Origin of the sequence: Blastochloris tepida, from assembly GCF_003966715.1 — a bacterium.
Taxonomy (GTDB): Bacteria; Pseudomonadota; Alphaproteobacteria; order Rhizobiales; family Xanthobacteraceae; genus Blastochloris; species Blastochloris tepida.
Genome location: NZ_AP018907.1, coordinates 636,206 through 659,220, shown reverse-complemented (window position 1 = coordinate 659,220; position 23,015 = coordinate 636,206). Strand labels below are relative to the sequence as shown.

Here is a 23,015-nt window from a genome sequence, read left to right as displayed (position 1 = left end):
TAGACGCCCCCGACCCGCGGTGACTCGCAACTTCTGGCCCGTTAAGGTTGAGTTAACCTTGGGAGCGGGGATGTCCGGGCTGTCGGCAACGCGGGCGGCGGTGCTGTGCTGCATGGTCGCGGCGGTGGACGCCGTCGCGGCCGAGGACGCGCCGCCGTCGCCCTCCCCTCTCCCGTCCTGGCTGATCTTCTCGGGCGCCGAGGCCACCGGCCGCGTCGCCAATGGCTGGATCGGCGCCGACTACGCGCCGGACGGAATCGACCATTCCGGCCTGCGCGTGCGGGCTGCCGGCTCGGCCGGCGGCTATCTGACCAGCCATCCGGATGACAGCGCAGCCGACATCACCGTCCGCAAGCAGACCGCCACGCTCGCCGCCGGCTATGGCTGGATCACGCCGAGCCGGCGCACCGCGTTGTTCATCGGCGGCGAGGTCGATGCCCGCGAGCCGGACCACCCCGCCGTCCCGTCATCGGACCGCGGCACGCACTGGGGCGTGGCGATCGCCGGCGAGCTGTGGGCTGCCCCGTCGCCGCTGGTTCAGGTGATGGCGTCGGCCAGCTACGGCAGCGCGCGCGCGTCCTGGGCGCTGCGCGCCGCCGCCTGCGGCCGCATCGCCGGCATCTGCCTCGGGCCGGAGACCGCCGCCGTCGGCGATGCGGCGGGCTCCGAGTTCCGCTTCGGCTTGGCCGTGAGCGGTCTTTCGGTCGGCCCCTTCGAGACGCGGCTCGCGGCCGGCGTCGCCCATGACGTGGAGGGCGACGCCGACACCAGCGCCTATGGCCTCGCGTCGGTGTGGCGCCGGTTCTGATTCACGCGACCGTGGGTCCACCCGCTGCGGAGAGAGGTGGCACATCTTGCCGCGAACGTGTAATCGCCCGACAGTCCGCAGCCAAAGCGGCGGCGGCCGGGTGCATCCGCGTGCACCCGGCCTCCCCGGCCGTCTCCGGCCGAGATCGAGTCCCCTGCCTCGATCGCCTGCGGACCGCCTTCCCGCCGCGGCACCGCCCGCGGGGTGGGACCGTGGCCGGCCGGCAGGCCGCGCCCCGAGCGGGCAATACGGTTTCCGGCTGATCAAGCCGGAAAACGGTCGTCCGATCGCCGAAAATCCCATTATCGAGACTCCCTTGAGGACCTGGGGTTTTCGGCAAGACCGTTTCCGGTATCCCGAAGGGATCAACCGGAAGACGTATAAGACGGACATTGCGTCATTCTGGCAGGAACAGGTGCGCTCAGATGAGCCAGACTCATGAAGCCAAGGTCTTGAAGCTCCAGGCCCAGCTTGCGGACATCTTCAAGGAGAGCCGAGCCGTCCGCTTCAAGAGAAGCTCCACCAACAGCACGCGCCAGCGCGTGGCCGGCGGCAATGCCGCCGAGATCGACCTGACCGACCTCAACGAGATCGTCGGCCTCGACAGCGCGGCGCGCTACATCGACATTGAGCCCGGCGTGCCGATGGACGCGCTGATCGCCGCCACGCTGCAGGCGAACCTCATGCCGCTCGTGGTGCCCGAGTTTCCCGGCATCACCGCCGGTGGCGCGGTGCAGGGCGGCGCGCTGGAAAGCTCATCCTTCAAGTACGGCCAGCTCAACGACACCGTGCTCGAATACGAGATGCTGCTCGGCGACGGCACGCGGATCGTCGCCACCCCGGACAATGAGTACGCCGACCTGTTCCACGGCATCGCCACCTCGCACGGCTCGCTGTCGCTGGTGACGCGCATCCGCCTCAAGCTGGAGCCGGCTACCAAATATGTCGCGCTCGACATCCGGCCCTACGGCTCGGCGGCGGCCGTCACCGAGGCGATTCAAACCCACACGAAAGAGAATGCGGTCGATTTCATCGAGGGCCTGCTGTTCAGCGAGACCCTGGGGGCGGTCATCACCGGCCGGCTGACCGACAAGGCCGAGCATCCGATCCGCCGGTTCGGCCGCAACATCGACCCCTGGTATCACCGCTACATGCACCAGACGGCCGCCGAGGGCGGCAAATCGATCACCGTGCCGCTGGTCGACTACCTCTTCCGCTACGACAAGGGCGCGTTCTGGATGGGCGAGCACCTGTTCCCGCTGTTCGGCGTCAAAAGCAACCCGGTGACCCGCTTCTTCCTCGCCCCGATCTCGCGCACGCGGAAGCTCTATGACGGCCTGCACGCCATGAACGTGCAGCACGAATATGTCGTCCAGGACTTCTACATGGATTGGAACGACGCGGCGCGCATCGTCAACTACAATGCCAGCGGCCCGAAGATCTATCCGGTGTGGATGTGTCCGATCAAATCGGTCACCACCCCGCAGAAGCTGTCGTCCCATTACCGGGACGGCGAAGAGATGCTGCTGAACGTCGGAATATACGGTCAGCCAGCCACCGGAAATGCGGTGAACGACACGATCAACCTGGAAAAGCTGATCCTCAATCTTCCGAGCCGGAAGATGCTCTACGCCCAGACCTTCTACAGCCAGGAGGATTTCTGGACGAAGTACGACCAGGACTGGTATTCCGGACTGCGCACGAAGTACAAGGCCGCGCCGTTCCGCGAGCTGTGGTCGAAGATCCACACGCCCAACTCCGCCTTCAAGTCGCGCAGGGTCCGCGGCTTCATCCAGGTCGCGGTCGAGGCGCTGTGGGGCAAGAACGTGGTGTGGGGCCGCAAATAGAGCATTTTCCGCAAAAGTGGATAGCGGATTTGCGAAAGAAAAAGCGACAAGCCAACAGCTTAGCGCCGCTGCACGGCCTCGCGCATCTTCCGCCTGAGCGGATACCGTCGTTGCGGATCACGGGATGCGAAATCCAGCCCTGTAGGCTGGAAACCGTATGACCCAAGGTCCGCTGGCATCCTGATGCCGCAACCTGCGGCAACGGGCCGCCGTCGTGCGCCGAAAGGTTGATTTCTTCACATGTGACCTCTCGCCGGAACGGAGACCGCACCTAGACTATTCCACGCGACCCGCCACAGCCCTTCAACGCGCGGTCGCGTTCAAGGAGCAACCAATGAGCATTTCGCGCCGGAATGTGACGCTGGGTGGTGCTGCGCTGGCCACCGCTGCGCTGGCGGAGAGTGCCTTCGGGTGGGACGGCCCTCTGCGTGACATGATCGAGGATGTCGAGGACTTCAAGATCGCCTCCGACGCCTACGTCTTCGGCTATCCGCTGGTGACCATGGAGATGACCCGGCGGGTGATCACCAATGTCGTCAAGCCCGAGGGCACGCGCGGGCCGATGGGTACGCTCATCAAGCTGCGCAGCTACCCGAACGCCTCGTTCCGCGACATCACCGCCCCGAACGCCGACACGCTCTACACCACCGCCTTCTTCGATGTCGGCGACGAGCCCTGGGTGGTCAGCGTCCCCGACATGAAGGGCCGCTACTTCCTGCTGCCGTTCCTGAGCGCCTGGACCGAGGTGTTCCAGGTGCCGGGCTCGCGCACCACCGGCACCAAGGCCCAGACCTACCTGATCTCCGGCCCGAACTGGTCGGGCAAGGTGCCGGAGGGCATGGTGCAGCTCAAGTCTCCCACCAGCATGGTGTGGATGCTCGGCCGCATCTACTGCACCGGAACGCCGGAGGACTATGCCGAGGTCCACGCGCTGCAGGACCAGTTCAAGCTCTATCCGCTCAGCGCCCACGGCAAGAACTACACGCCGCCGCCCGGCAAGGTCGACCCGTCGATCGACATGAAGACCCCGGTGCGCGACCAGGTGAACGCAATGAGCGCGGTCGAGTTCTTCACGCTGCTGGCCGACCTGATGAAGCGCAACCCTCCCGCGCTGAAGGATGCGCCGGCGCTGGAGCGCTTCAAGCAGATCAACCTCGTGCCGGGCGAGAGCTTCAACCCGAAGGCGATCGACGAGCGCTGGTACAAGCGCCTGCCGGGGCTGTCGTTCGACCGGATCATGCTGCACTTCAAGTTCAGCGACGGCGATGTGCAGGACATCAATGGCTGGGGCTACACCACCAAGACCGGCGTCTACGGCACCGACTACCTGCAGCGGGCGCTGATCACCGCCATCGGCCTGGGGGCGAACCGGCCGCAGGATGCGGTGTACCCGACATCGCTGAAGGACAAGCACGGCAAGGCCTATGACGGAGCGCACAAGTACACGCTCCACTTCCCTGCCGGTCAGCTCCCGCCCGTCAAGGGCTTCTGGTCGCTCACGATGTACGACGAGAACATGTTCTTCGTCGCCAACCCGATCAACCGCTATTCGATGAGCGTGCGCACCAACCCGAAATACCAGCCGGACGGCTCGCTGATCATCTACGTCCAGCACGAGAACCCGGGCCCCGAGAAGGAAGCCAACTGGCTGCCCGCCCCGAAGGGCAAGTTCCACCTCATGCTGCGGCTGTACTGGCCGGACGAGAACGACCCCTCGATTCTCGACGGCTCATGGGTGATTCCGGCGGTCACCCGCGGCCAGTGAGTCGTCAGGAGCAGCCGGCACGACATCCGGCCTGATGGGCCGGAGCCCGGATCACAGCCCGTGATAGGCGCGGTTGGCGTAGATCAGCGCCGGCCGCGCCGGACCGAGATGCACCGCCTCCACCTGCCCGATCAGGATCTGGTGGGTCGCGACGGGCCGAAGGTCGACCACCCGGCAGTCGAACGCCACCAGCGCCTCGCTGAGCACCGGCGCGCCGGTGACGCGTTCCTCCCAGGCGCCGTGCAGGAAACGCTCCTCGCCGCCGATGCCGCCGCGCCCGGCGAACACGTCGGCCAGCGCCTGATGCTCGACAGCGAGCGTGTTGATGCAGAACACGCCGTTCTCGGCCAGCACAGCGGCGCTGCGGCCGTTGCGGTTGAGGCAGACCAGCACGGTCGGCGGCTCGTCCGAGACCGAGGAGACCGCGGTGGCGGTGAAGCCGGCCCGCCCGGCGAGGCCGCCGGTGGTGATGATGTGGACCGCCGCGCCGACACGGCTCATGCCGTCCCGGAACGTCTGTGCGGGGACCAGGGTGGAACGTTCGGAGATATCGAGTGTCTGTGTCACGGGCGCCTCCATGCCCTGGAAATAGGCATTCGCGCAAGAGCCTGCGACAGGACAGTGCCGCAGATGTGGTCAAGCCCGCCCTCGCCCGGCCGCCTCGGCCGCCATTCGGGCCGGGTTTCGAGCCCGGACGCGCTGTCACGTTTCGGTGCCTGGGGACAAAGACCGATTTCGTCACGTTGCGACGGACCGAACGCCACGATATGACGGTAATGTGGTCTATTACGCGACGCGCCGGGCCGTCGCGACCAACTGATCGCACGAGCCGCTTGGCATGGTGCGTGCAGGAGCATGTCGCGCATGGAAGTGTTCGTTCAGCAATTGATCAATGGCCTGACATTGGGCTCGATCTACGGCCTGATCGCCATTGGCTACACTATGGTGTTCGGCATCATCGGCATGGTGAACTTCGCCCACGGCGACGTGTTCATGGTGTCGGCCTTCATCGCGCTGATCGCCTTCCTGATCCTGACCAGTTGGCTCGGTGTCGGCCTCGTTGTGCTGGCGCTGTTCATCGCCCTGATCGTCTCGATGCTGTTCACCTCCATGGTGGGGTGGACCATCGAGCGCCTCGCCTACCGGCCGCTGCGCGGCTCCTTCCGTCTCGCGCCGCTGATCTCGGCGATCGGCATGTCGATCTTCCTGATGAACTTCGTGCAGGTGACGCAGGGCCCGCGCAACAAGCCGGTGCCGCCGATGCTGTCGGACGTGATCGTGCTGATGCAGGATGGTGCCTATCAGGTGACGATCTCCTACAAGCAGATCATCATCATCGTCGTCACCTCGGTGCTGCTCGCCTGCTTCTGGTACGTGGTCCAGAAGACGCCGCTCGGCCGCGCCCAGCGCGCCTGCGAGCAGGACCGCAAGATGGCCGCCCTGCTCGGCGTCAATGTCGACCGTACTATCTCGCTGACCTTCGTGATGGGCGCTGCGCTCGCCGCCGTCGCCGGCACCATGTACCTGATGTACTACGGCGTGGTGAATTTCGCCGACGGGTTCGTGCCCGGCGTCAAGGCCTTCACGGCGGCAGTGCTGGGCGGCATCGGCTCGCTGCCCGGCGCGGTGCTGGGCGGGCTCTTGATCGGCCTGATCGAGACCATGTGGTCGGCCTATTTCTCGGTCGAGTACAAGGACGTCGCGGCCTTCTCCATCCTCGCCATCGTGCTGATCTTCCTGCCGCAGGGCATTCTCGGCAAGCCAGAGGTCGAGAAGGTGTGACATGAAGACCGACGCTGCGACCGCCCCCGCGACCGCCCGCGCCGATGTCGCCGCCGCCTTCAAGGATGCCGCGATCGCCGCCCTGATCGCGCTCGGCGTCACACTGCCGCTGGTCGGCTTCCGCACCGACCAGGGTCCCAACTACCAGCTGATCCTCGCCACCCGCTTCGACCTCGTGGCGGTGATGGTCGCCCTGGTGTTCGTCGCCCGCTTGCTGCTCACGCTGTGGGCCGGCCGGCGTCCGCGCACGGCCAAGCCGCCGGCGGTGCTGGAGCGGCTGAAGCCGGCGGGCAGCGCGCTGTTCCGGCTGGCCGGCCCGGCGCTGCTCGCCCTGGCGCTGGTGCTACCCTTCCTGCCCGTCACCGGCCGCTACGAGCTCGACCTCGGCATCCTCATCCTCACCTACATCATGCTGGGCTGGGGGCTGAACATCGTGGTCGGCCTCGCCGGGCTTCTGGACCTCGGCTATGTCGCCTTCTATGCGGTGGGGGCCTATTCCTTCGCCATCATCTCCACCCAGGTGATCCCGGCGACGCTGCCGGCGCTGGGGCCGTGGGCGTTCTGGATCTGCCTGCCGATCGCCGGCCTGCTCGCGGCGTTCTGGGGCATCATCCTTGGCTTCCCGGTGCTGCGCCTGCGCGGCGACTATCTCGCCATCGTCACGCTGGCGTTCGGCGAGATCATCCGCATCGTGCTCTTGAACTGGCAGAGCTTCTCCGGCGGGCCGAACGGCATCGCCTCGATCCCGCGCCCGACCTTCTTCGGCCTGCCCTTCACGCCGGGCAAGGACGGCTTCGCCGCCACCTTCGGCCTGCCCTTCGATCCCACGCACCGCATCATCTTCCTCTATTACGTCATCCTGATGCTGGCGCTGATCACCGCCTTCGTCTCGACGCGGCTGCGCCGCCTGCCGATCGGCCGGGCGTGGGAAGCCTTGCGCGAGGATGAGATCGCCTGCCGCTCGCTCGGCATCAACACCACCAACACCAAGCTCACCGCCTTTGCGCTGGGCGCCATGTTCGGCGGTTTCGCCGGCTCGTTCTTCGCCACGCGCCAGGGCTTCATCTCGCCCGAATCCTTCAACTTCATGGAATCGGCGATGATCCTGGCGATCGTCGTGCTCGGCGGCGCCGGCAGCCTGCTCGGCGTGGTGATCTCGGCCATCGCCATGGTCGGCGGCGTCGAGATGCTGCGCAATCTCGAATTCCTCAAGAACGTGTTCGGGCCGAACTTCGATCCCACCCAGTACCGCATGCTGATCTTCGGCCTCGTGATGGTGCTCATCATGATCTGGCGGCCGCGCGGCCTCATCGCCACGCGCCGGCCCTCGATCGCGCTCAAGGAGAAGAAGACCATCTCCAGCGACCTCATCCAGGAGGGCCACGGATGAGACGGTGGGAGAACGAGCCGATCCTCGCGGTCGAGCATCTGACGATGCGCTTCGGCGGCCTGATCGCCGTCAACGACCTGTCGTTCCAGGCCGGGCGCGGCGACATCACCGCCATCATCGGCCCCAATGGCGCCGGCAAGACCACCGTGTTCAACTGCGTCACCGGCTTCTACCGGCCGACCGAGGGCCGCATCGCTCTGGTCCATGGCGACGCCGCGACGCTCAAGGCCCATCTCGGCCCGGTGACCGCGCACGACCGCGGCTACGCCCGCTTCGCCGACGGCGCGGTGTTCCTGCTGGAGCGCCTGCCCGACCATCTGGTCGCCCGCCACGCCCGCGTCGCCCGCACCTTCCAGAACATCCGCCTGTTCCAGGGCATGACCGTGCTGGAGAACCTGCTGGTCGCCCAGCACAACGGGCTGATGCACGCCTCCAATTTCACCGTCGGCGGGCTGATCGGCCTGCCCGGCTTCCGCAAGGCGGAGAAGGCCGCGGTCGCGCGCGCCGTGCACTGGCTGGAAAAGATCAATCTCTTGGCGCGCGCCGACGACCCGGCCGGCGACCTGCCCTATGGCGACCAGCGTCGCCTCGAGATCGCCCGCGCCATGTGCTCGGACCCGGTGCTGCTCTGCCTCGACGAGCCGGCCGCCGGCCTCAATCCGCGCGAGAGCGCGGCGCTGAACGCGCTCCTGCTGTCGATCCGCCAGGAGACCGGCACCTCGATCCTCTTGATCGAACACGACATGAGCGTGGTGATGGAGATTTCCGATCACGTCGTGGTGCTCGACTATGGCGTCAAGATCGCCGACGGCAGCCCGGCGGAGGTGAAGAACGACCCCAGGGTGATCGCCGCCTATCTCGGCGTCGAGGACGAGGCCGAGGTGGAAAAGATCGAGGAGGAGGTCGGCCTTGACTGACGTCACCACCGCCCCCGCCTCCCTCGCCGCCGCGGCACTGGCCCCGCGCGAGCCGCTGCTGGCGGTGCGCGGCGTCGAGACCTTCTACGGCAAGATCCAGGCGCTCAAGGGCGTCGACCTCGACGTCAATGCGGGCGAGATCGTCACGCTGATCGGCGCCAACGGCGCCGGCAAGTCGACGCTGATGATGACGATCTTCGGCCAGCCGCGGGCGCGCGCGGGCGCCATCCGCTTCGGCGGCCTCGACATCACCAGGATGGCGACCCACGACATTGCCGCGCTGCGCATCGCCCAGTCGCCGGAAGGCCGCCGCATCTTCCCGCGCATGACGGTGTTCGAGAACCTGCAGATGGGCGCGGCCGTGGACGGCTACGCCCATTTCGACGAAGACCTGGAGCGCATGTTCGCGCTGTTTCCGCGCCTCAAGGAGCGGCTGCACCAGCGCGGCGGAACGCTGTCGGGCGGCGAGCAGCAGATGCTGGCGATCGCGCGCGCGCTGATGAGCCGGCCGCGCCTCCTCCTGCTCGACGAGCCCTCGCTCGGCCTCGCGCCGCTGATCGTGCGGCAGATCTTCGAGGTGATCGACGAGCTCAACCGCAGCGAAGGGCTCACCGTGTTCCTGGTCGAGCAGAACGCCTATCACGCGCTCCGTCTCGCCCATCGCGGCTACGTCATGGTCAACGGCACCATCACCATGGCCGGCTCGGGACGCGAGCTTCTGGAGCGGCCCGAGGTCAAGGCCGCCTATCTCGAAGGCGGACGGCGGTAGGACGGCGGGCGCAGGAGCAGGACGCGGTCCTGCGAACAGGACCGCGAGAACCAGAGCGTGATCCGATCTGACTGCATCAGATCGGACGCTCTAAGTTTCTGGTTTGTCGCATTTTCTTTCGCACAACCGGTATCCACTTGTGCGGAAAATGCTCTAGAGATTTCGGGATGCGTCGGTCCGGTTGCAGAAACCCGACGGACGCGACAGAGACACGGCGGTGAATTAGGCCATGGACCACGCCTCCAACAATCCCTTGTCCGGCGGCTCGTTCTTCGCGGCGCAGTCGCTCGGTCCGCTCCTGGCGCTTGCCGCGGTGGTGGCGCTGCTCGTGGTCGATCCCGCGCTGGTGATCGAGGTGTCCACGGGCGACTTCATCATCGTCACCGTGCTGCTCGGCGGCGGCGCGGCGTGGCTGTCGGGACAGGCGGTGGCCGAAACTTGGCGGCCCTATGTGCAGCTCCTCGCCTACATGCTGATCCTGGCCGCCGCGGTGCGCTTCATCCATTACGCGCTGTTCCACGGCACGCTGCTGTCGCTGCCCTATTACGCGGTGGATTTCGTCATCCTCGCCGCCATCGCCAGCCTCGGCTACCGGACGACGCGGGCGCGCCAGATGGCCACGCAATATGCTTGGCTCTATGTGCGCCGCGGCCCGCTCGGCTGGTCGACCGCTGCGGACGGCGAGACCTCGGCCACCTCATGATGCGCGCGCAGCCGCAGGCAGTGGGAGGCGCCCGCCGGCCCCAGCCGGACGGGCGCTCTAACTCTTTGAATTATCGCATTCTCTTTCGCAAAACCGGTTCCCACTTTTGCGGAGAATGCTCTAAGCTGCCAATTGCGAACCGGCTGATCCGTCCTTGCTTGCGCGCGGGATGGGCCGGCTCCGAAAACTTGCTTCAAGCTCCACGGCTCAACCCCCACGCCAACTGATACTGGGAGAACCGTATGAAAAAGCTCACCTTGGCGGGTCTGGCACTCAGCGCCAGCCTGGCGTTCGGCGGCGCGGCCGCCGCCCAGGAGGACATCGCCATCGCGGTCGCGGGGCCGATGACCGGCGGCGAGGCCACGTTCGGCCTGCAGATGAGGAACGGCGCCGAACTGGCGGTGGCCGATCTCAACGCCGCCGGCGGCGTGCTGGGCAAGCAGATCCGCCTCCTGGTCGGGGACGACGCCTGCGATCCCAAGCAGGCCCGCGCGGTGGCCGAGAAGCTGGCCGGCGAAGGCGTGGTGCTCGTCGCCGGGCATTTCTGCTCGTCGTCGTCGATCCCGGCCTCCGACGCCTATGCCGAGAATGGCGTGTTGCAGATCACCCCGGCCTCGACCAACCCGCAGTTCACCGAGCGCGGGATGTGGAACACCTTCCGCGTCTGCGGCCGCGACGACCAGCAGGGCTCCGTCGCCGCCGACTACATCGCGAAGAATTTCAAGGGCAAGAAGGTCGCCATCCTCCACGACAAGTCGACCTACGGCAAGGGACTTGCCGACGCCACCAAGGCCGCGCTCAACAAGGCCGGCGTCAAGGAGACGATGTACGAAGCTTACACCAAGGGTGAGAAGGACTTCTCGGCCCTGGTATCTAAGATGAAGGCCGCGCGCATCGATGTCGTCTATATCGGCGGCTATCATACCGAGTCCGGCCTGATCCTGCGCCAGTTGCGCGAGCAGGGCATGAAGACTCAGCTCATCTCCGGCGACGCCATGGTCACCAAGGAGTTCTGGCAGATCACCGGCCCGGCCGGCACCGGCTCGCTGATGACCTTCGGCCCCGACGCCCGCAAGAAGCCCGCCGCCGCCGAGGTGCTTGAGAAGTTCAAGGCCAAGGGCATCGATCCGGAGGGCTACACCCTCTACACCTACGCCGCGATCCAGATCTGGGCGCAGGCGGTCGAGAAGGCCGGTACCACCGACCCCAAGACCGTCGCCGACACCATCCGCGCCGGCCAGTGGGACACGGTGCTGGGCAAGCTCGGCTTCGACGCCAAGGGCGACATCACCGTCATCGACTACGTGTTCTACATCTGGAACAAGGACGGCAGCTACAACGAGATGTGAGCCGACACGCTCCGTTTCCCGCATCCCGAAGGGATCAACCGGAAACCATCTCATGCTCACGACGCCCGCCCCCTCCGGGGCGGGCGTTTTCACATCCCCCGAGCCTCAGCCGAGCTTGCCCAGCGCCGGGAACGCCTCGAGGATGAGATAGGCGGCGTCCGCCACCCAGCCGAACAGGAAGGCAAAGCCGGTGACGACCAGCAGCGCGCCCATCGTCTTCTCGATCAGGCCGAGGTGGCGCTTCAGCCGGCCGGCGACGCGCAGGAACGGCCCCACGAACAGCGCCGCGGCCAGGAACGGCATGCCAAGCCCGGCCGAATAGACCGCGAGCAGCCCCGCCCCCTTGCCCAGCGTCGAATCCGCTGCCGCCACCGCCAGGATGGTGGCCAGCACCGGGCCGATGCACGGCGTCCAGCCGAAGGCGAAGGCCAGCCCCATGCCATAGGCACCGGCGAGCGAGACGGGCCGGCGCACCTCGGTTCGCACCTCGCGCATCAGCAGCGGGATGCGGAACAGGCCGAGGAAATGCAGGCCCATGATGATGATGGCGATGCCGGCAATGGTGGACAGTTCGGTCGAATAGGTGCGCAGCATCTGGCCGATCACCGAGGCGCCGGCACCCAGCGCCACGAACACGCTGGAGAAGCCGAGCACGAACAGCGCCGCCGCCGCCAGCGCCCGCCGCGCCACCGCGGGCTCGGCCTCGGTCTGCAGCCGATCGAGCGTGGTGCCGGCGAGATAGACCAGATAGGGCGGCACCAAGGGCAGCACGCAGGGCGACAGAAAGCTGATCAGTCCGGCGACGAACGCAGCCGGAAAGGTGACGTCGGTCATGGCTCGCCCTTCTGATGGGGAAACGCGCGCAGGCGCGGGCGTTTCTTACACCAGCCGCCATCAGAATCGAGGTGAGATCGCGCGGGGCTGTCGTGCCGGCAAAGTGGACGACGCCAGAAGCAAGCCATATGCCATTCTCGCCGGACTTGCCGCCGAGCAGCCGGAATCGACGATGCCGAGATTCGAAAATTTGAAGAAAATTGAACGCGATGGCGGTCATGACCGACTGGCATCATATGCGTTTATACGCACTATTTTTCACAGTCACTCTCACCTCGGCTTAAGGCCAAGGGCGGTAGGCTTCACCGTCACCGCCGGACAGAAGGCGAGCGCGAAGCTCGCCCTCGCCGATCGTCCGGTCGGGCGCGTCCGTCCGTGGTCCACACGGCGCTGCGGCCGGTGCATCGCCCCGATGCGCCGGCCGCCCACCCGGCGGCCGATCCAGCGACGCACCGCCGCCCGGACATCCACCTTCATGACATCCGCCTTTATGACATCCGCCGGCATGGAACCGCGACCGGCCGCAGTCATTGACCCTGCGGCCGCCGCAATCTGAGACTGCAAACTGGAGAGGGGATGATGCGCGCCATCCCTTACGTCACCCGCCTCCTGTTCGCCGCCCTGCAGGTGGGCGCCGCGGCGACCGTGCCCGCTTGGGCGCAGGTGCACACGCTGCGCACCGCCGACAGCGTCCTCCAGGTCGAAACCGTCGCCTCCGGCCTGGAGCATCCCTGGGGCCTCGCCCAATTGCCGGACGGCAATCTCCTCGTCACCGAGCGCCCGGGCCGGCTGCGGCTGGTGTCGCCGGACGGCCGGCTGTCGCCGCCGCTGAGCGGCGTGCCGAATGTGTTCGCCGAGGGCCAGGGCGGCCTGCTCGACATCGCGCTGGCACCCGATTTCGCCACCAGCCGGCTGGTCTATCTGGCCTTCGCCGAAGCCGGCCGCGATGGCGCCGGAACCGCGCTCGCTCGCGCCCGGCTGGCCGAGAGCAATGATGCGCTCACCGACCTCAAGGTGATCTTCCGCCAGGAGCCGAAGGTGCCGGGGCCGAACCATTTCGGCGCGCGCATCGTCTTCCGGCCGGACGGCACGCTGTTCCTCACGCTCGGCGAGCGCTTCAAGTTCCAGCCGGCACAGGATCCGCGCAGCGACCTCGGCAAGATCGTGCGCCTCGGCCCGGACGGCACGGTGCCGAGCGACAACCCGTTCGCCGGCCGCAAGGAGATGCGGCCCGAGATCTTCTCGCTCGGCCACCGCAACATCCAGGGCGCGGCGCTGCATCCGCAAACCGGCAGGCTGTGGGTCGCCGAGATGGGGCCGCGCGGCGGCGACGAGATCAACATCGTCGAGGCCGGCAAGAACTATGGCTGGCCGAAGGTGAGCTGGGGCACCCATTATGACGGCAGGCCGATCCCGCTGCCGCCGAGCCACCCGCAATTCGCCGACGCCATCCATCATTGGACGCCGTCGATCGCGCCCTCGGGCATGGCGTTCTATGCCGGCGACGCCTTTCCCGCCTGGAACGGCAATCTCCTGGTCGGCGCGCTGGCGGGCCAGAGCCTGATGCGCCTCACGCTCGACGGCGACAAGGTCGCCGGCGAAGAGCGCATCCCCATCGGCTTCCGCGTCCGCGACGTGCGCGTCGCCCCCGATGGCGCCATCCTGCTGCTGACCGACGAGAATGACGGCGCAATCCTGCGCCTCACCCCGGCGCGCAATTGACGGCACCGCTGCGACAGGCTCCACTTCCCCTATGCGCAATCTGATCACCGACGTTCCCGGCCTCGCGGTCGGGCAGGCCGAAGACCCCGTCGTCGCCTCCGGCGTCACTGCCATCCTGTTCGACACGCCGGCCACCGCCTCGGTCGACGTGCGCGGCGGCGCGCCGGGAACCCGCGAGACCGACCTGCTGTCGCCCGAGAAGACGGTCGGCGCCATTGATGCCATCGTGCTGTCGGGCGGCTCGGCGTTCGGGCTCGATGCCGCCGCCGGCGTCCAGGCGCTGCTGGCCGAGCGCGGCCGCGGCTTCGCCATCGGCGATGTGCGGGTGCCGATCGTCACCGCCGCCGTGCTGTTCGATCTCCTCAATGGCGGCAACAAGGCGTGGGGCCGCTTTCCGCCCTATCGCGAACTGGGCTACGCCGCGGCTGCCGCCGCCGGCCCGGACTTCGCGCTCGGCACCGCCGGCGCCGGCTACGGCGCCACCACCGCCGATCTCAAGGGCGGGCTCGGCTCGGCCAGCACGATTGCCGACAGCGGCCACATCGTCGGCGCGCTGGTCGCGGTCAATGCGGTGGGCAGCGCCACCATCGGCCTGGGCGGCCATTTCTGGGCGGCGGCATTCGAGCAGGACCGCGAGTTCGGCGGCCGCGGCCTGCCGTCCACATGGCCCGCCGATGCCGCCAAGCTGAAGATGAAGGGTGCCGATCCCGGCGCCAACACCACCATCGCCGTGGTCGCCACCGACGCCGTGCTGACCAAGCCCGAGGCGCGTCAGCTTGCGGTAATGGCACAGGACGGGCTGGCGCGCGCGCTCCACCCCGTCCACACCCCGCTCGACGGCGACACGGTGTTCGCCGCCGCCACCGGCCGCCGGCCGATGGCCGACCCGATCTATGATTTGGCGCGGCTGGGTGCTGCGGCGGCGATCACGCTGGCGCGGGCCTGCGCCAGGGCGGTGCATGCCGCGAGCGCCCTCCCTTTGCCCGGCGCGCTGCCGGCTTGGCGCGACCGCTTCGGCGGATAGAGCATTCTCCGCAGGAATGGGAACCGGTTTGCGAAAAAGAATACGACAATTCAAGAGCCTGCCCGCTACTCGGCCGCCTGATTGGCGTCCTCGTCGTCCGGCCCGGCGCCGGTGAGAAAGGCGTGGGTGCGCGGCGCGCCGGGACTTCCCCGCAGCAGATCGAGGTCTTCCGGGCCATCGACATCGAGCGCGAACGAGCCGAGCTCCAGCACCCGCACTGTCAGACCGGCCCGGTTGGCATTGTCGATATGCGCAAGGCAGCTGTCGGGACCGAAGGCGAAGGCCGGCGGCCGCGCCAGCCGGAACGCCAACGCGTTCGTGCCGCGGCCGTGGCGGTCCGGCACCACCACCAGATCATGCTCGGCGGTGGCCCGCAGCAGGCGGACGATCTCGCGCGGCTGCACCATCGGAATGTCGGCCGCCAGCACCAGCGCCGCGGTATCCGGCCGGTGGGCGCCGAGGATGGCGACGGCGCAGGCGAGGTGAAGATTGAGTCCGGCGCCGGGCGCGGCCTCCACCACCAAGCCGCGGCGGCCGGCGAGCCGCCGCGCCGACAGCGGGTCTTCGGCCACCAGCGCCACGTCGGGCACCGGCCGCAGCGTGCGCACGGCGGCCACCACGTCCTGCGCCATCGCCCGCTGCAGGCCGCGGCGCTGGCGCGGATCGAACGCGTCCGCGAGCCGCCCCAGCGTGCCGGCAGCCGACCTGAGCGGAATGATGACGATCGGTTTGATCATGACCCTGAATCCTCAACGCGCACCGGCGGCGGAAGACCAATCGCCTGCGGCATGGCTGTCCCCTTCACCGCAGCATCTCGGGTAGGGTGACGACCGCGATGCCGGCCGCATCCAGCGCATCGCGGCAGGCGCGAGCCACCGCCAGCGCGGTCGGCTCGTCGCCATGCACCCCGAGCGAATCGAACTTCGTCGGCAGACGCCGGCCGCTCGCCGACACGATCTCCCCCGTTGCAACCATCTGCACGCACCGCTCGGCAGCGACCCTGGGATCGGTGATGACCGCGCCGGCCACCTTGCGCGACAGCAGGTTGCCGTCATCGCCATAGGCGCGGTCGATGAACGCCTCGCGCGCCAGCGGCAGGCCGAGCTCCACCGCCGCCCGCTCCATCGCCGAGCCGGCCAGTGCCAGATAGACGAGGTCACGGTCCACCGCCTTGATGCCCCGGCCGATGGCCAGCGCATAATCGTCATTCACCGCGGCCATGTTGTGGAGCGCGCCGTGCGGCTTGACATGCGTCACTTTGAGCCCGCCATAGGCGGCGATGCCGGCCAGCGCCCCGATCTGGTAGGCGACGAGGTATTCGAGATCGGTGGTCGACATGTCGATGCGGCGCCGCCCGAACCCCCACAGATCGTTGAAGCCGGGATGGGCGCCGACCGAGACGCCGCGTTCCTTGGCTTTCAGCACGGCCTCGTGCATCACTGTCGGGTCGCCGGCATGCATGCCGCAGGCGACATTGACGCTTTTGACGATCTCCATGATCGCCTCGTCATTGCCGATAGCGTAAAGTCCAAAGCCCTCGCCGATGTCGGCGTTAAGGTTTATGCGTTCGGCCACCAAGCACCTTCCTTCCGGCAAGCACCCCGTCCGGCTGGAACCAAAATAATCCGTAAAATTGATTCAAATACATCGTTTTCATTCGCAAACTCTGCCTATGATTAATTTGTTAAGGTTTACAACCAACATGGAACCCGCGAAGCCGCACCCATTGGAGCAGTCATGCGCTTCCTGCCGTCCGGCGACAGCGCCCTGGTCGTCGAATTCGGCGACACCATCGACGCCGCGGTGAGCGCGCGGGTCACCCGCCTCGCCGACCGCATCGCCGCCTGCGCCATTCCCGGCGTGCGCGAGCTGTTGCCCACCTTCCGCTCGTTGATGGTGCTCTACGATCCGCTGCTCACCAGTCAGGCCGAGTTGATCGCCGCCATCGCGCCGCTCGCCACCGATAGCGCTGCGGCGGCCGCGCCCGGCCGGCTGTGGACCATCCCGGTCTGCTACGCACCGGATCTGGCGCCGGACCTCGCGGCGATCGCGGAAGCGACCGGGCTCGGCCCGGACGAGGTGGTGCACCGCCACGCCGGCACCACCTACCATGTCTATATGCTCGGCTTCCTGCCCGGCTACCCCTATCTCGGCGATGTCGACACCGCATTGCGGCTGCCGCGCCGCACGACGCCCCGCACCCGCCTGCCGGCCGGCTCGGTGGGCATCGCCATGGCCATGACCGCGATCTATCCGGTCGAGAGCCCCGGCGGCTGGCACCTGATCGGCAACACGCCCGTCAAGCTGTTCGACCTCGCCGCCGATCCGCCGGCCCTGCTGGCGCCCGGCGACAGGGTGCGCTTCCGCCCCATCCCGCAAGCGGAGTGGCAGGACATCGCGGCGGCGGTGGCGGCGGAGCGCTTCCGGCTCGACCCGGAGCCGCTGCCGTGAGCGCCCTCCTCGTCCACCGTCCGGGCCTTGCCACCACGGTGCAGGACCGCGGCCGCTTCGGCCTGCAGCGGTTCGGCGTGCCGGCTTCGGGCGCACTCGACCCCGAATCCTACACACTCGCCAATGCCCTGGCCGGCAACCCGCCGGGTGCCGCGGCCCTCGAGATCCGGCTGGCTGGGCCGGCACTCGAAGTGGAGGCCGAGAGCGCCATCGTCGCGCTGGTCGGCGGCGACACGCCGCTCACGATCGGCGGCCCCGCCCCGCGCACCGTGCCGCCCGGCCGCAGCGTGCGGGTTGTGGCGGGCGACGTCATCGAGGTTGCGGCCTTGCGCGGAAGCTCGACCGCCTATCTGGCGGTGCGTGGCGGCATCGACGTGCCCGCAGTGCTCGGCAGCCGCTCGACCTTCCTGCGCGGGCCGTTCGGCGGGCTGGAGGGCCGGGCGCTGCGGGCGGGCGACCGGGTGCCGCTCGGCGCCCTGCGCGCGCCGGACGAGCCGGAGCGCGCTTTGCCCGCCGGCACCCTGCCGAAGCGGCCGGACACGCTGCACGTGGTGCTCGGCCCGCAGGCCGACATGTTCACCCAAGAGGCGATCGAAACGTTCCTGTCAGCCGCCTACACCGTCACCCACGAGGCCGACCGCATGGGCATCCGCCTGGAGGGCGAACGGCTAACCCATGCCGGCGGCTTCGACATCGTGTCGGACGGCATCGCGCCCGGCGCCATCCAGGTGCCGGGCTCCGGCCAGCCGATCGTGCTGCTCGCCGACCGCCAGACCACCGGCGGCTACCCCAAGATCGCCACCGTGATCTCCGCCGACATCGGCGCCGCCGGCCGGCTCGGCCCCGGCGATTGCGTGCGCTTTGCCGCGCTCGACGTGGCCGCGGCCGAGCAGCGCGCCCGCGCCCACCACCGCGCGCTCGAAGCCACGCTCGCGCGCATCGCCCAGGCGACGGTGGGGATGATCGACGAGGCCGCGCTCCACTCGGAGAACCTGATCCACGCCGGGCCGTTCGAGTGATCCGGTTCGCGGATCGGCGGTCTCGCCCTCACTTCACCGCCAGATCGGCGGTGGCGGCGAGGTAGCGCCGGTCGATGCCGGTGAGGCCGACCTTGAACACCGCAAACACCACCGCCAGCACCGGCGGCTTGGTCTTGCGGTCGAGCACCACCACCTCGGCGATGGCGTAGCCGATCGGGCAGCCGCGGCCGGAGGGGATCCGGCTGTCCTCCTGCAGGCGGCGGATGCGGCTGCCGTCGAGCTTGAGCAGGTCGACCACCAGCCCCACCGACTCGCCGGCAAAGCCCTCGCAGCCCTCGGCCGGCAGCAGCTTGGGCGTCAGCCGCACCTTCGCCGGACCGATCGCCGGGATCGTCACCATCACCTCGTCGCCGCGGTCGATCGGCTCGCCCGGCTGGCGCTCGAGCAGCGTCACGCCCGGCGTGTCGAGCCCGAGCTTGCCCCAGCGCTTCTCGGCGCTCTCGCCGATCTCGCGGCGGGCATCGCGCGGCGTCTTCTCGCGGTCGCGCAGCACGATGGAGATCGGGCTGTCGGGCAGCCACTTGTCGCTGGTGACGTCGATGGCATGCACCGACGCATAAGGAAACCACGTATCCGGCTCGCGGCCCGACTGGGCATAGGCGAAGTAGCGGCCGTCGGCGGAGAAGCCCAGCACCAGCAGTTCCGCCTCATCGCCCGGCACCGCCGCCGCCCGCCACGAGCCCAGCCCCGCCAGCAGCACGGCCAACAGGATCGCGACGACGCGGACCACCCCGAGGCGCGGCCGGTCGGAACGGTGGAATGACGGCTGCGCCCGCCCCGTCCGCCGGAGCAGTCTTCGCAAGAGCGGATGCCGGTTCTGCCAAGGAGACTGCGACAACACTGGAACCTGGGTGTCCGGCCGATTCACCACCGGCGGATGCTTCGAGAAGGGCGGATGCCAAGCCGGAGCCGGCGTCACAAGCGTTTCCGTCATCAGCGATTTATCAAATTTTAGCAGTAACCGGAACCTCCCCCGGTACATCCCGCGGCTGCGAGCCGAAACCGGCACAGCCATAACCTCTCGTCAATCGGCAGATTCGATTGTGGTTCTCCATACCAGCGGTGAACCATGCACTCCGTCCGCCTCCCTGCCGATGAAACCCAGCGTCTCGACGCGCTGCGCCGCTACGACGTGCTGGATACGCCGCCCGAGGAGTCGTTCGACCGTCTCGTGCGGCTGGTGACGCGGCTGGTCGACACCACCGCGGCGGCGATCGGCTTCACCGACGCCGACCGTCACTGGCTGAAGGCCCGCATCGGCATCGCCCAGCAGGAATTCCCGCGCGACATCTCCTTCTGCGCCCACACCATCATCGAGGACCGGCCGCTGGTGGTCGCCGACGCCCAGGCGGATCAGCGCTTCTCCACCAATCCGCTGGTGTGCGGCGAGGCGGGCGTGCGCTTCTATGCCGGCGTGCCGATCCGCACCCATGACGGCTTCAATATCGGCGTGCTGTGTGCGCTGGACACGCGCGCAGACCGCGGGCCGCTCACCAACGAGCAGCTGGCGAGCCTGCGCGAGCTGGCCGCGCTGGTGGCCGACGAGCTGGAGCTGCGGCGGACGGTGAAGCGGCTCGGCTGCGAACTCGCCCGCCGCGCCGAGGCCGAAACGGCGCGCGCGCTGAGCGAGCAGCGCCTGCAGGATTTTCTCGACACCGCGACCGACTGGCTGTGGGAGACCGACGAGCAGCACCGTTTCGTGTTCGAGACCAGCAGCGGCACGGAACGCTGGGGCCTGCCGCCGGCGCTCGGCCGCACCCGCATGGAGCGGTCGGGCGGCGATCCGAACGATCCGAAATGGCGCGCCCACCTCGCCGATCTCGAGGCGCGCCGGCCGTTCCGCGGCTTCCGCTTCTCGACCCGCGCCGCCGATGGCTGCCTCGTCTACATGTCGGTCAGCGGCAAGCCGGTGTTCGACGCCGACGGCACGTTCCGCGGCTATCGCGGCACCGGACAGGACGTCACCGCGCGCATCGAGGTCGAATCGGCGCTGCGCGACATGAATGCGCGCCTGTCGCTGCTCTACACCTCCGGCGTCATGGGCGTGGTCACCTGCGAGGGCGACCGCATGGTCGAGGCCAATGACGAGTTCCTGCGCATCATCGGCTATTCGCGCGCCGACGTCGCCGCCGGCATCCGCTGGTCCTCGCTGCGGCCGGACGACCAGACCGGCCGCGATGCCGAGGTGCTGGCCGAGATGCGCGCGACCGGGCGCAGCCGGCTCTACGAGACCGAGTGCCTGACCAAGGCCGGCGGCCGCGTGCCGGTCTCGATCAGCGCAGTCTCGGTCGACCGCGCTCAGCGGCTATGGATGGCGCTGGTGCAGGACATCAGCGAGCGCAAGGCGGCCGAGGCGCAGATCCGCGACCTCGCATTCCGCGACACGCTGACCGGCCTGCTCAACCGCCGCGCCTTCAATGAGGAGCTCGGGCGGCGGCTCGCAAGCAGCGACGCGCGCGAAGCGATCGGGGCGCTGCTGTTCATCGATCTCGACCATTTCAAGGACGTCAACGACGCCATCGGCCACGACGCGGGCGACGCGCTGCTGCAGGAAATCGCCCGCCGCCTCCAGCACGGCGTGCGGCGGCACGATCTGGTGGCGCGGCTCGGCGGCGACGAGTTCGCGGTGGTGCTGAGCGACATCGGCTGCGCCGACGACGCCGCGGTCAAGGCCTCGCGCCTGCTCGAATCCTGCCGTCAGCCGGTGCGCCACGCCGGCCACATGATCCACACCAGCGCCTCGATCGGCGTCACCATGTTTCCCCGCGACGGGATGGAGCCGGCGCAGCTTCTGAAGAATGCCGATGTCGCGCTCTACCGCTCCAAGTCGAGCGGCCGGCGTACCGTGTCGTTCTTCAATGCGGCGATGATGGCCGAGACGGTGGCCCGCATGGAACTGATCGCCGAACTGCGCAAGGCGATCGAGGATCAGCAGTTCCGCCTCGCCTACCAGCCGATCATCGACCTCTCCGGCCGGCGCCGGCTGGCCGGGTTCGAGGCGCTGGTGCGCTGGCAGCACCCCGTGCGCGGCGTGCTCGGCCCCGGCGACTTCCTCGACGTCGCCACCTCCGCCGGGCTCGACGGCGAATTGTGCGCCTTCACCATCAAGGTCGCCGCCCGCCAGATGCGGGCATGGCTCGATCAGGGCTTCGACCCCGGCCATGTGGCGATCAACCTGTCGGCCACCGAACTGCGCGACTCCTCGGTGCCCGCCCGGGTGGTCGCCGCCCTGGCGGAGAACCGGCTGCTGCCGCGCCACCTCGAGATCGAGATCACCGAAAACGTGGTGATCTCGCAGGACAGCAAGATCGAGGCGAACCTGGAGGCGCTGCATCATCTCGGCGTACGCATCGCCCTCGACGATTTCGGCACCGGCTATTCCTCGCTCGCCCACCTCAAGCGCTTCCCCGTGGACGTGCTCAAGATCGATCAGTCCTTCGTCCGCGACATGGAGACCGATCCGGAGGACGCGGTGATCGCCCGCACCATCGTGCGCCTCGCCCACAGTCTCGATCTCAAGGTGGTGGCGGAAGGCATCGAGACCGAGGGTCAGCTCGCCCGGCTGCGGCGGATGGGCTGCGACCACGGCCAGGGCTACCTGATCGCCAAGCCGGCGCTGGCGGAGCCGGCGACCGCATGGCTCGCCGCCCGGCAGCGCCGCGGCCCCAACGTAGCATGATACGGCTTCCGACCGAGCTTGCCGCGATCATACGGTTTCCGGTTGATCCCTTCGGGATACCGGAAACGGTCTCGCCGAAACCCCCTTTTTTGATAACGGGATTTTCGGCGATCGGAATACGGCTCGAAGGCTTGATCAGCCGGAAACCGTATCACGCGATGAAGCGCCGGCCCCGCGGGGGGCCGGCGTTCGCATCCCGCATCACGCCGCCGGCTGGTGCGACAGGCGGCCCTTCAGCGTGATCGCCAGCGACACCATGGTGAGGCCGAACACCGCGGCATAGACGCCGAGCCACCACGTCACCACCAGCGCGCCGACGAACGGCGCCACGATCAGCGCCACGCCGAACAGCACCGAGGCGACGCCGGCCAGCCCGAGCCACACCCGGCCATGCTCGGTCTTGAGGCGGAACGCCGCGCCAATTTCGAGAAGGCCGGTCATGATCGCCCAGGTCGCCAGCAGCACGATCAGCGCCTGGATCGAGATGTCCGGCCAGATCACCAGGATGGCAGCGGCCGTGAGGCTGATCAGCCCGTCGAAGACCAGCGTCGCCCACTGCTCGCCCAGCCGCGCCGCGCGCACCGCCGCGACGATGCTGAACACGCCGTCGACAGCGGCATAGGCGGCAAAGAACACCATCAGCGAGACCAGCGTCGCCCCCGGCAGCACGAAGGCGCACAGGCCGAACGCCAGCGCGGCGATGCCGCGAATGAGGATGGCCCACCAGTTCTTGGCCAGCATGCCGCTGGCATCCGTCGGCTCGATCGGCTCGGACTCGGCCATGGGGTTGATGTCGGACATTCTCTGCTCTCCTGAAGCGGGCTGTTGTCGAGTCAAGTGAAGGGCCGCCTGAATCACTTGAACCCAAGCTTGGCCTGAGGTGGGCGCGGGGGCATACAGGCGCAAGTCTCTAAAGCATTTTCCGGAAAAGTGGA

The 23,015-nt window shown here is 68.2% G+C and carries 21 protein-coding genes; 15 read left to right on the top strand and 6 right to left on the bottom strand.

The genetic code is table 11. The annotated features are described in order from the left end of the window. The first annotated feature begins 70 nt into the window (after nt 1-70). From bcsS to BLTE_RS02955, 3 genes are all read left to right on the top strand, one after another. On the top strand, nt 71-808 hold the full coding sequence (gene bcsS, locus BLTE_RS02965; protein WP_126397479.1) for a cellulose biosynthesis protein BcsS: 738 nt from the start codon (nt 71-73) through the stop codon (nt 806-808). Between the two features lie 425 nt (nt 809-1,233). Continuing rightward, on the top strand, nt 1,234-2,655 hold the full coding sequence (locus BLTE_RS02960; protein ID WP_126397477.1) for an FAD-binding oxidoreductase: 1,422 nt from the start codon (nt 1,234-1,236) through the stop codon (nt 2,653-2,655). Between the two features lie 334 nt (nt 2,656-2,989). Continuing rightward, nucleotides 2,990-4,420 carry a DUF1254 domain-containing protein gene (locus BLTE_RS02955; protein ID WP_126397475.1) on the top strand — a complete coding sequence of 477 codons (1,431 nt, stop codon included), beginning with the start codon at nt 2,990-2,992 and terminating at the stop codon, nt 4,418-4,420. 51 nt (nt 4,421-4,471) lie between these two features. On the opposite strand, the gene BLTE_RS02950 is transcribed toward BLTE_RS02955, so the two are convergent. Beyond that, nucleotides 4,472-4,987, bottom strand: coding sequence for a flavin reductase (locus BLTE_RS02950; RefSeq protein ID WP_244600088.1), 516 nt, complete (start codon nt 4,985-4,987; stop codon nt 4,472-4,474). Nucleotides 4,988-5,284: 297 nt separating this feature from the next. Here BLTE_RS02950 and BLTE_RS02945 point away from each other — a divergent pair, with 297 nt between their 5' ends. The 6 genes from BLTE_RS02945 (at nt 5,285) to BLTE_RS02920 (ending at nt 11,330) form a co-directional block, all read left to right on the top strand. Further along, entirely contained in the window at nt 5,285-6,202 is a 918-nt protein-coding gene (locus BLTE_RS02945) for a branched-chain amino acid ABC transporter permease (protein WP_126397471.1), read from the top strand. A 1-nt stretch (nt 6,203) separates the two neighbouring features. Further along, the gene (livM, locus tag BLTE_RS02940; protein ID WP_126397469.1) at nt 6,204-7,592 is read left to right on the top strand and encodes a high-affinity branched-chain amino acid ABC transporter permease LivM; all 1,389 of its coding nucleotides are present in this window, start codon (nt 6,204-6,206) and stop codon (nt 7,590-7,592) included. Beyond that, nucleotides 7,589-8,509: an ABC transporter ATP-binding protein gene (locus BLTE_RS02935; RefSeq protein ID WP_126397467.1), complete on the top strand. Its 921-nt coding sequence runs from the start codon at nt 7,589-7,591 to the stop codon at nt 8,507-8,509. The genes livM and BLTE_RS02935 overlap by 4 nt, the downstream gene beginning before the upstream one ends. Continuing rightward, a complete protein-coding gene (locus BLTE_RS02930; protein WP_126397465.1) occupies nt 8,502-9,278 on the top strand; it encodes an ABC transporter ATP-binding protein in 777 nt (258 codons plus the stop codon). The genes BLTE_RS02935 and BLTE_RS02930 overlap by 8 nt, the downstream gene beginning before the upstream one ends. 229 nt (nt 9,279-9,507) lie before the next feature. After that, entirely contained in the window at nt 9,508-9,981 is a 474-nt protein-coding gene (locus BLTE_RS02925) for a DUF6867 family protein (RefSeq protein WP_244600087.1), read from the top strand. Nucleotides 9,982-10,223: 242 nt separating this feature from the next. Beyond that, nucleotides 10,224-11,330 (top strand): branched-chain amino acid ABC transporter substrate-binding protein, encoded by a 1,107-nt coding sequence (locus BLTE_RS02920; RefSeq protein ID WP_126397463.1) that lies wholly within the window; start codon nt 10,224-10,226, stop codon nt 11,328-11,330. Between the two features lie 105 nt (nt 11,331-11,435). On the opposite strand, the gene BLTE_RS02915 is transcribed toward BLTE_RS02920, so the two are convergent. After that, nucleotides 11,436-12,164, bottom strand: a complete 729-nt coding sequence (locus BLTE_RS02915) for a cytochrome c biogenesis CcdA family protein (protein ID WP_126397461.1) — start codon at nt 12,162-12,164, stop codon at nt 11,436-11,438. Between BLTE_RS02915 and BLTE_RS02910 the strand changes: the two genes are divergently transcribed. The 3 genes from BLTE_RS02910 to BLTE_RS02900 are packed head-to-tail and all read left to right on the top strand — an operon-like array spanning nt 12,163 to nt 14,910. After that, on the top strand, nt 12,163-12,720 hold the full coding sequence (locus BLTE_RS02910; protein ID WP_126397459.1) for a hypothetical protein: 558 nt from the start codon (nt 12,163-12,165) through the stop codon (nt 12,718-12,720). The genes BLTE_RS02915 and BLTE_RS02910 overlap by 2 nt on opposite strands. Nucleotides 12,721-12,740: 20 nt before the next feature. Beyond that, nucleotides 12,741-13,886, top strand: coding sequence for a PQQ-dependent sugar dehydrogenase (locus BLTE_RS02905; protein ID WP_126397457.1), 1,146 nt, complete (start codon nt 12,741-12,743; stop codon nt 13,884-13,886). 31 nt (nt 13,887-13,917) lie between these two features. Next, on the top strand, nt 13,918-14,910 hold the full coding sequence (locus tag BLTE_RS02900; RefSeq protein WP_126397455.1) for a P1 family peptidase: 993 nt from the start codon (nt 13,918-13,920) through the stop codon (nt 14,908-14,910). Between the two features lie 65 nt (nt 14,911-14,975). Here BLTE_RS02900 and cofC read toward each other — a convergent pair whose 3' ends face one another. Both cofC and BLTE_RS02890 read right to left on the bottom strand, forming a co-directional pair. After that, complete coding sequence (cofC, locus tag BLTE_RS02895; protein ID WP_126397453.1) at nt 14,976-15,647, bottom strand: 2-phospho-L-lactate guanylyltransferase; 672 nt, start codon at nt 15,645-15,647, stop codon at nt 14,976-14,978. Between the two features lie 64 nt (nt 15,648-15,711). Continuing rightward, nucleotides 15,712-16,485 carry a LamB/YcsF family protein gene (locus tag BLTE_RS02890; protein ID WP_126397451.1) on the bottom strand — a complete coding sequence of 258 codons (774 nt, stop codon included), beginning with the start codon at nt 16,483-16,485 and terminating at the stop codon, nt 15,712-15,714. A 162-nt stretch (nt 16,486-16,647) separates the two neighbouring features. Between BLTE_RS02890 and pxpB the strand changes: the two genes are divergently transcribed. Then, entirely contained in the window at nt 16,648-17,361 is a 714-nt protein-coding gene (gene pxpB / locus BLTE_RS02885) for a 5-oxoprolinase subunit PxpB (RefSeq protein ID WP_126397449.1), read from the top strand. Next, entirely contained in the window at nt 17,358-18,380 is a 1,023-nt protein-coding gene (locus tag BLTE_RS02880; protein ID WP_126397447.1) for a 5-oxoprolinase subunit C family protein, read from the top strand. Before pxpB ends, BLTE_RS02880 begins: the two co-directional genes overlap by 4 nt. A gap of 28 nt (nt 18,381-18,408) precedes the next feature. Here the strand turns inward: BLTE_RS02880 and BLTE_RS02875 are convergent, their stop codons facing one another. Further along, the gene (locus BLTE_RS02875) at nt 18,409-19,131 is read right to left on the bottom strand and encodes a DUF2259 domain-containing protein (protein ID WP_160140493.1); all 723 of its coding nucleotides are present in this window, start codon (nt 19,129-19,131) and stop codon (nt 18,409-18,411) included. Nucleotides 19,132-19,470: 339 nt separating this feature from the next. Between BLTE_RS02875 and BLTE_RS02870 the strand changes: the two genes are divergently transcribed. Next, on the top strand, nt 19,471-22,080 hold the full coding sequence (locus BLTE_RS02870; protein ID WP_126397443.1) for a sensor domain-containing phosphodiesterase: 2,610 nt from the start codon (nt 19,471-19,473) through the stop codon (nt 22,078-22,080). A gap of 201 nt (nt 22,081-22,281) precedes the next feature. Here the strand turns inward: BLTE_RS02870 and BLTE_RS02865 are convergent, their stop codons facing one another. Beyond that, nucleotides 22,282-22,881 (bottom strand): HdeD family acid-resistance protein, encoded by a 600-nt coding sequence (locus BLTE_RS02865; protein WP_126397441.1) that lies wholly within the window; start codon nt 22,879-22,881, stop codon nt 22,282-22,284. Nucleotides 22,882-23,015 lie beyond the last annotated feature (134 nt).

Excerpts from the sequence above, each read along its gene's own strand:
- bcsS (WP_126397479.1), top strand. The coding sequence starts at position 71 with ATGTCCGGGCTGTCGGCAACGCGGGCGGCGGTGCTGTGCTGCATGGTC.
- BLTE_RS02960 (WP_126397477.1), top strand. The coding sequence starts at position 1,234 with ATGAGCCAGACTCATGAAGCCAAGGTCTTGAAGCTCCAGGCCCAGCTT.
- BLTE_RS02955 (WP_126397475.1), top strand. The coding sequence starts at position 2,990 with ATGAGCATTTCGCGCCGGAATGTGACGCTGGGTGGTGCTGCGCTGGCC.
- BLTE_RS02945 (WP_126397471.1), top strand. The coding sequence starts at position 5,285 with ATGGAAGTGTTCGTTCAGCAATTGATCAATGGCCTGACATTGGGCTCG.
- livM (WP_126397469.1), top strand. The coding sequence starts at position 6,204 with ATGAAGACCGACGCTGCGACCGCCCCCGCGACCGCCCGCGCCGATGTC.
- BLTE_RS02935 (WP_126397467.1), top strand. The coding sequence starts at position 7,589 with ATGAGACGGTGGGAGAACGAGCCGATCCTCGCGGTCGAGCATCTGACG.
- BLTE_RS02925 (WP_244600087.1), top strand. The coding sequence starts at position 9,508 with ATGGACCACGCCTCCAACAATCCCTTGTCCGGCGGCTCGTTCTTCGCG.
- BLTE_RS02920 (WP_126397463.1), top strand. The coding sequence starts at position 10,224 with ATGAAAAAGCTCACCTTGGCGGGTCTGGCACTCAGCGCCAGCCTGGCG.
- BLTE_RS02910 (WP_126397459.1), top strand. The coding sequence starts at position 12,163 with ATGGCTCGCCCTTCTGATGGGGAAACGCGCGCAGGCGCGGGCGTTTCT.
- BLTE_RS02915 (WP_126397461.1), bottom strand. The coding sequence starts at position 12,164 with ATGACCGACGTCACCTTTCCGGCTGCGTTCGTCGCCGGACTGATCAGC.
- BLTE_RS02905 (WP_126397457.1), top strand. The coding sequence starts at position 12,741 with ATGATGCGCGCCATCCCTTACGTCACCCGCCTCCTGTTCGCCGCCCTG.
- BLTE_RS02900 (WP_126397455.1), top strand. The coding sequence starts at position 13,918 with ATGCGCAATCTGATCACCGACGTTCCCGGCCTCGCGGTCGGGCAGGCC.
- cofC (WP_126397453.1), bottom strand. The coding sequence starts at position 15,647 with ATGATCAAACCGATCGTCATCATTCCGCTCAGGTCGGCTGCCGGCACG.
- pxpB (WP_126397449.1), top strand. The coding sequence starts at position 16,648 with ATGCGCTTCCTGCCGTCCGGCGACAGCGCCCTGGTCGTCGAATTCGGC.
- BLTE_RS02870 (WP_126397443.1), top strand. The coding sequence starts at position 19,471 with ATGCACTCCGTCCGCCTCCCTGCCGATGAAACCCAGCGTCTCGACGCG.
- BLTE_RS02865 (WP_126397441.1), bottom strand. The coding sequence starts at position 22,881 with ATGTCCGACATCAACCCCATGGCCGAGTCCGAGCCGATCGAGCCGACG.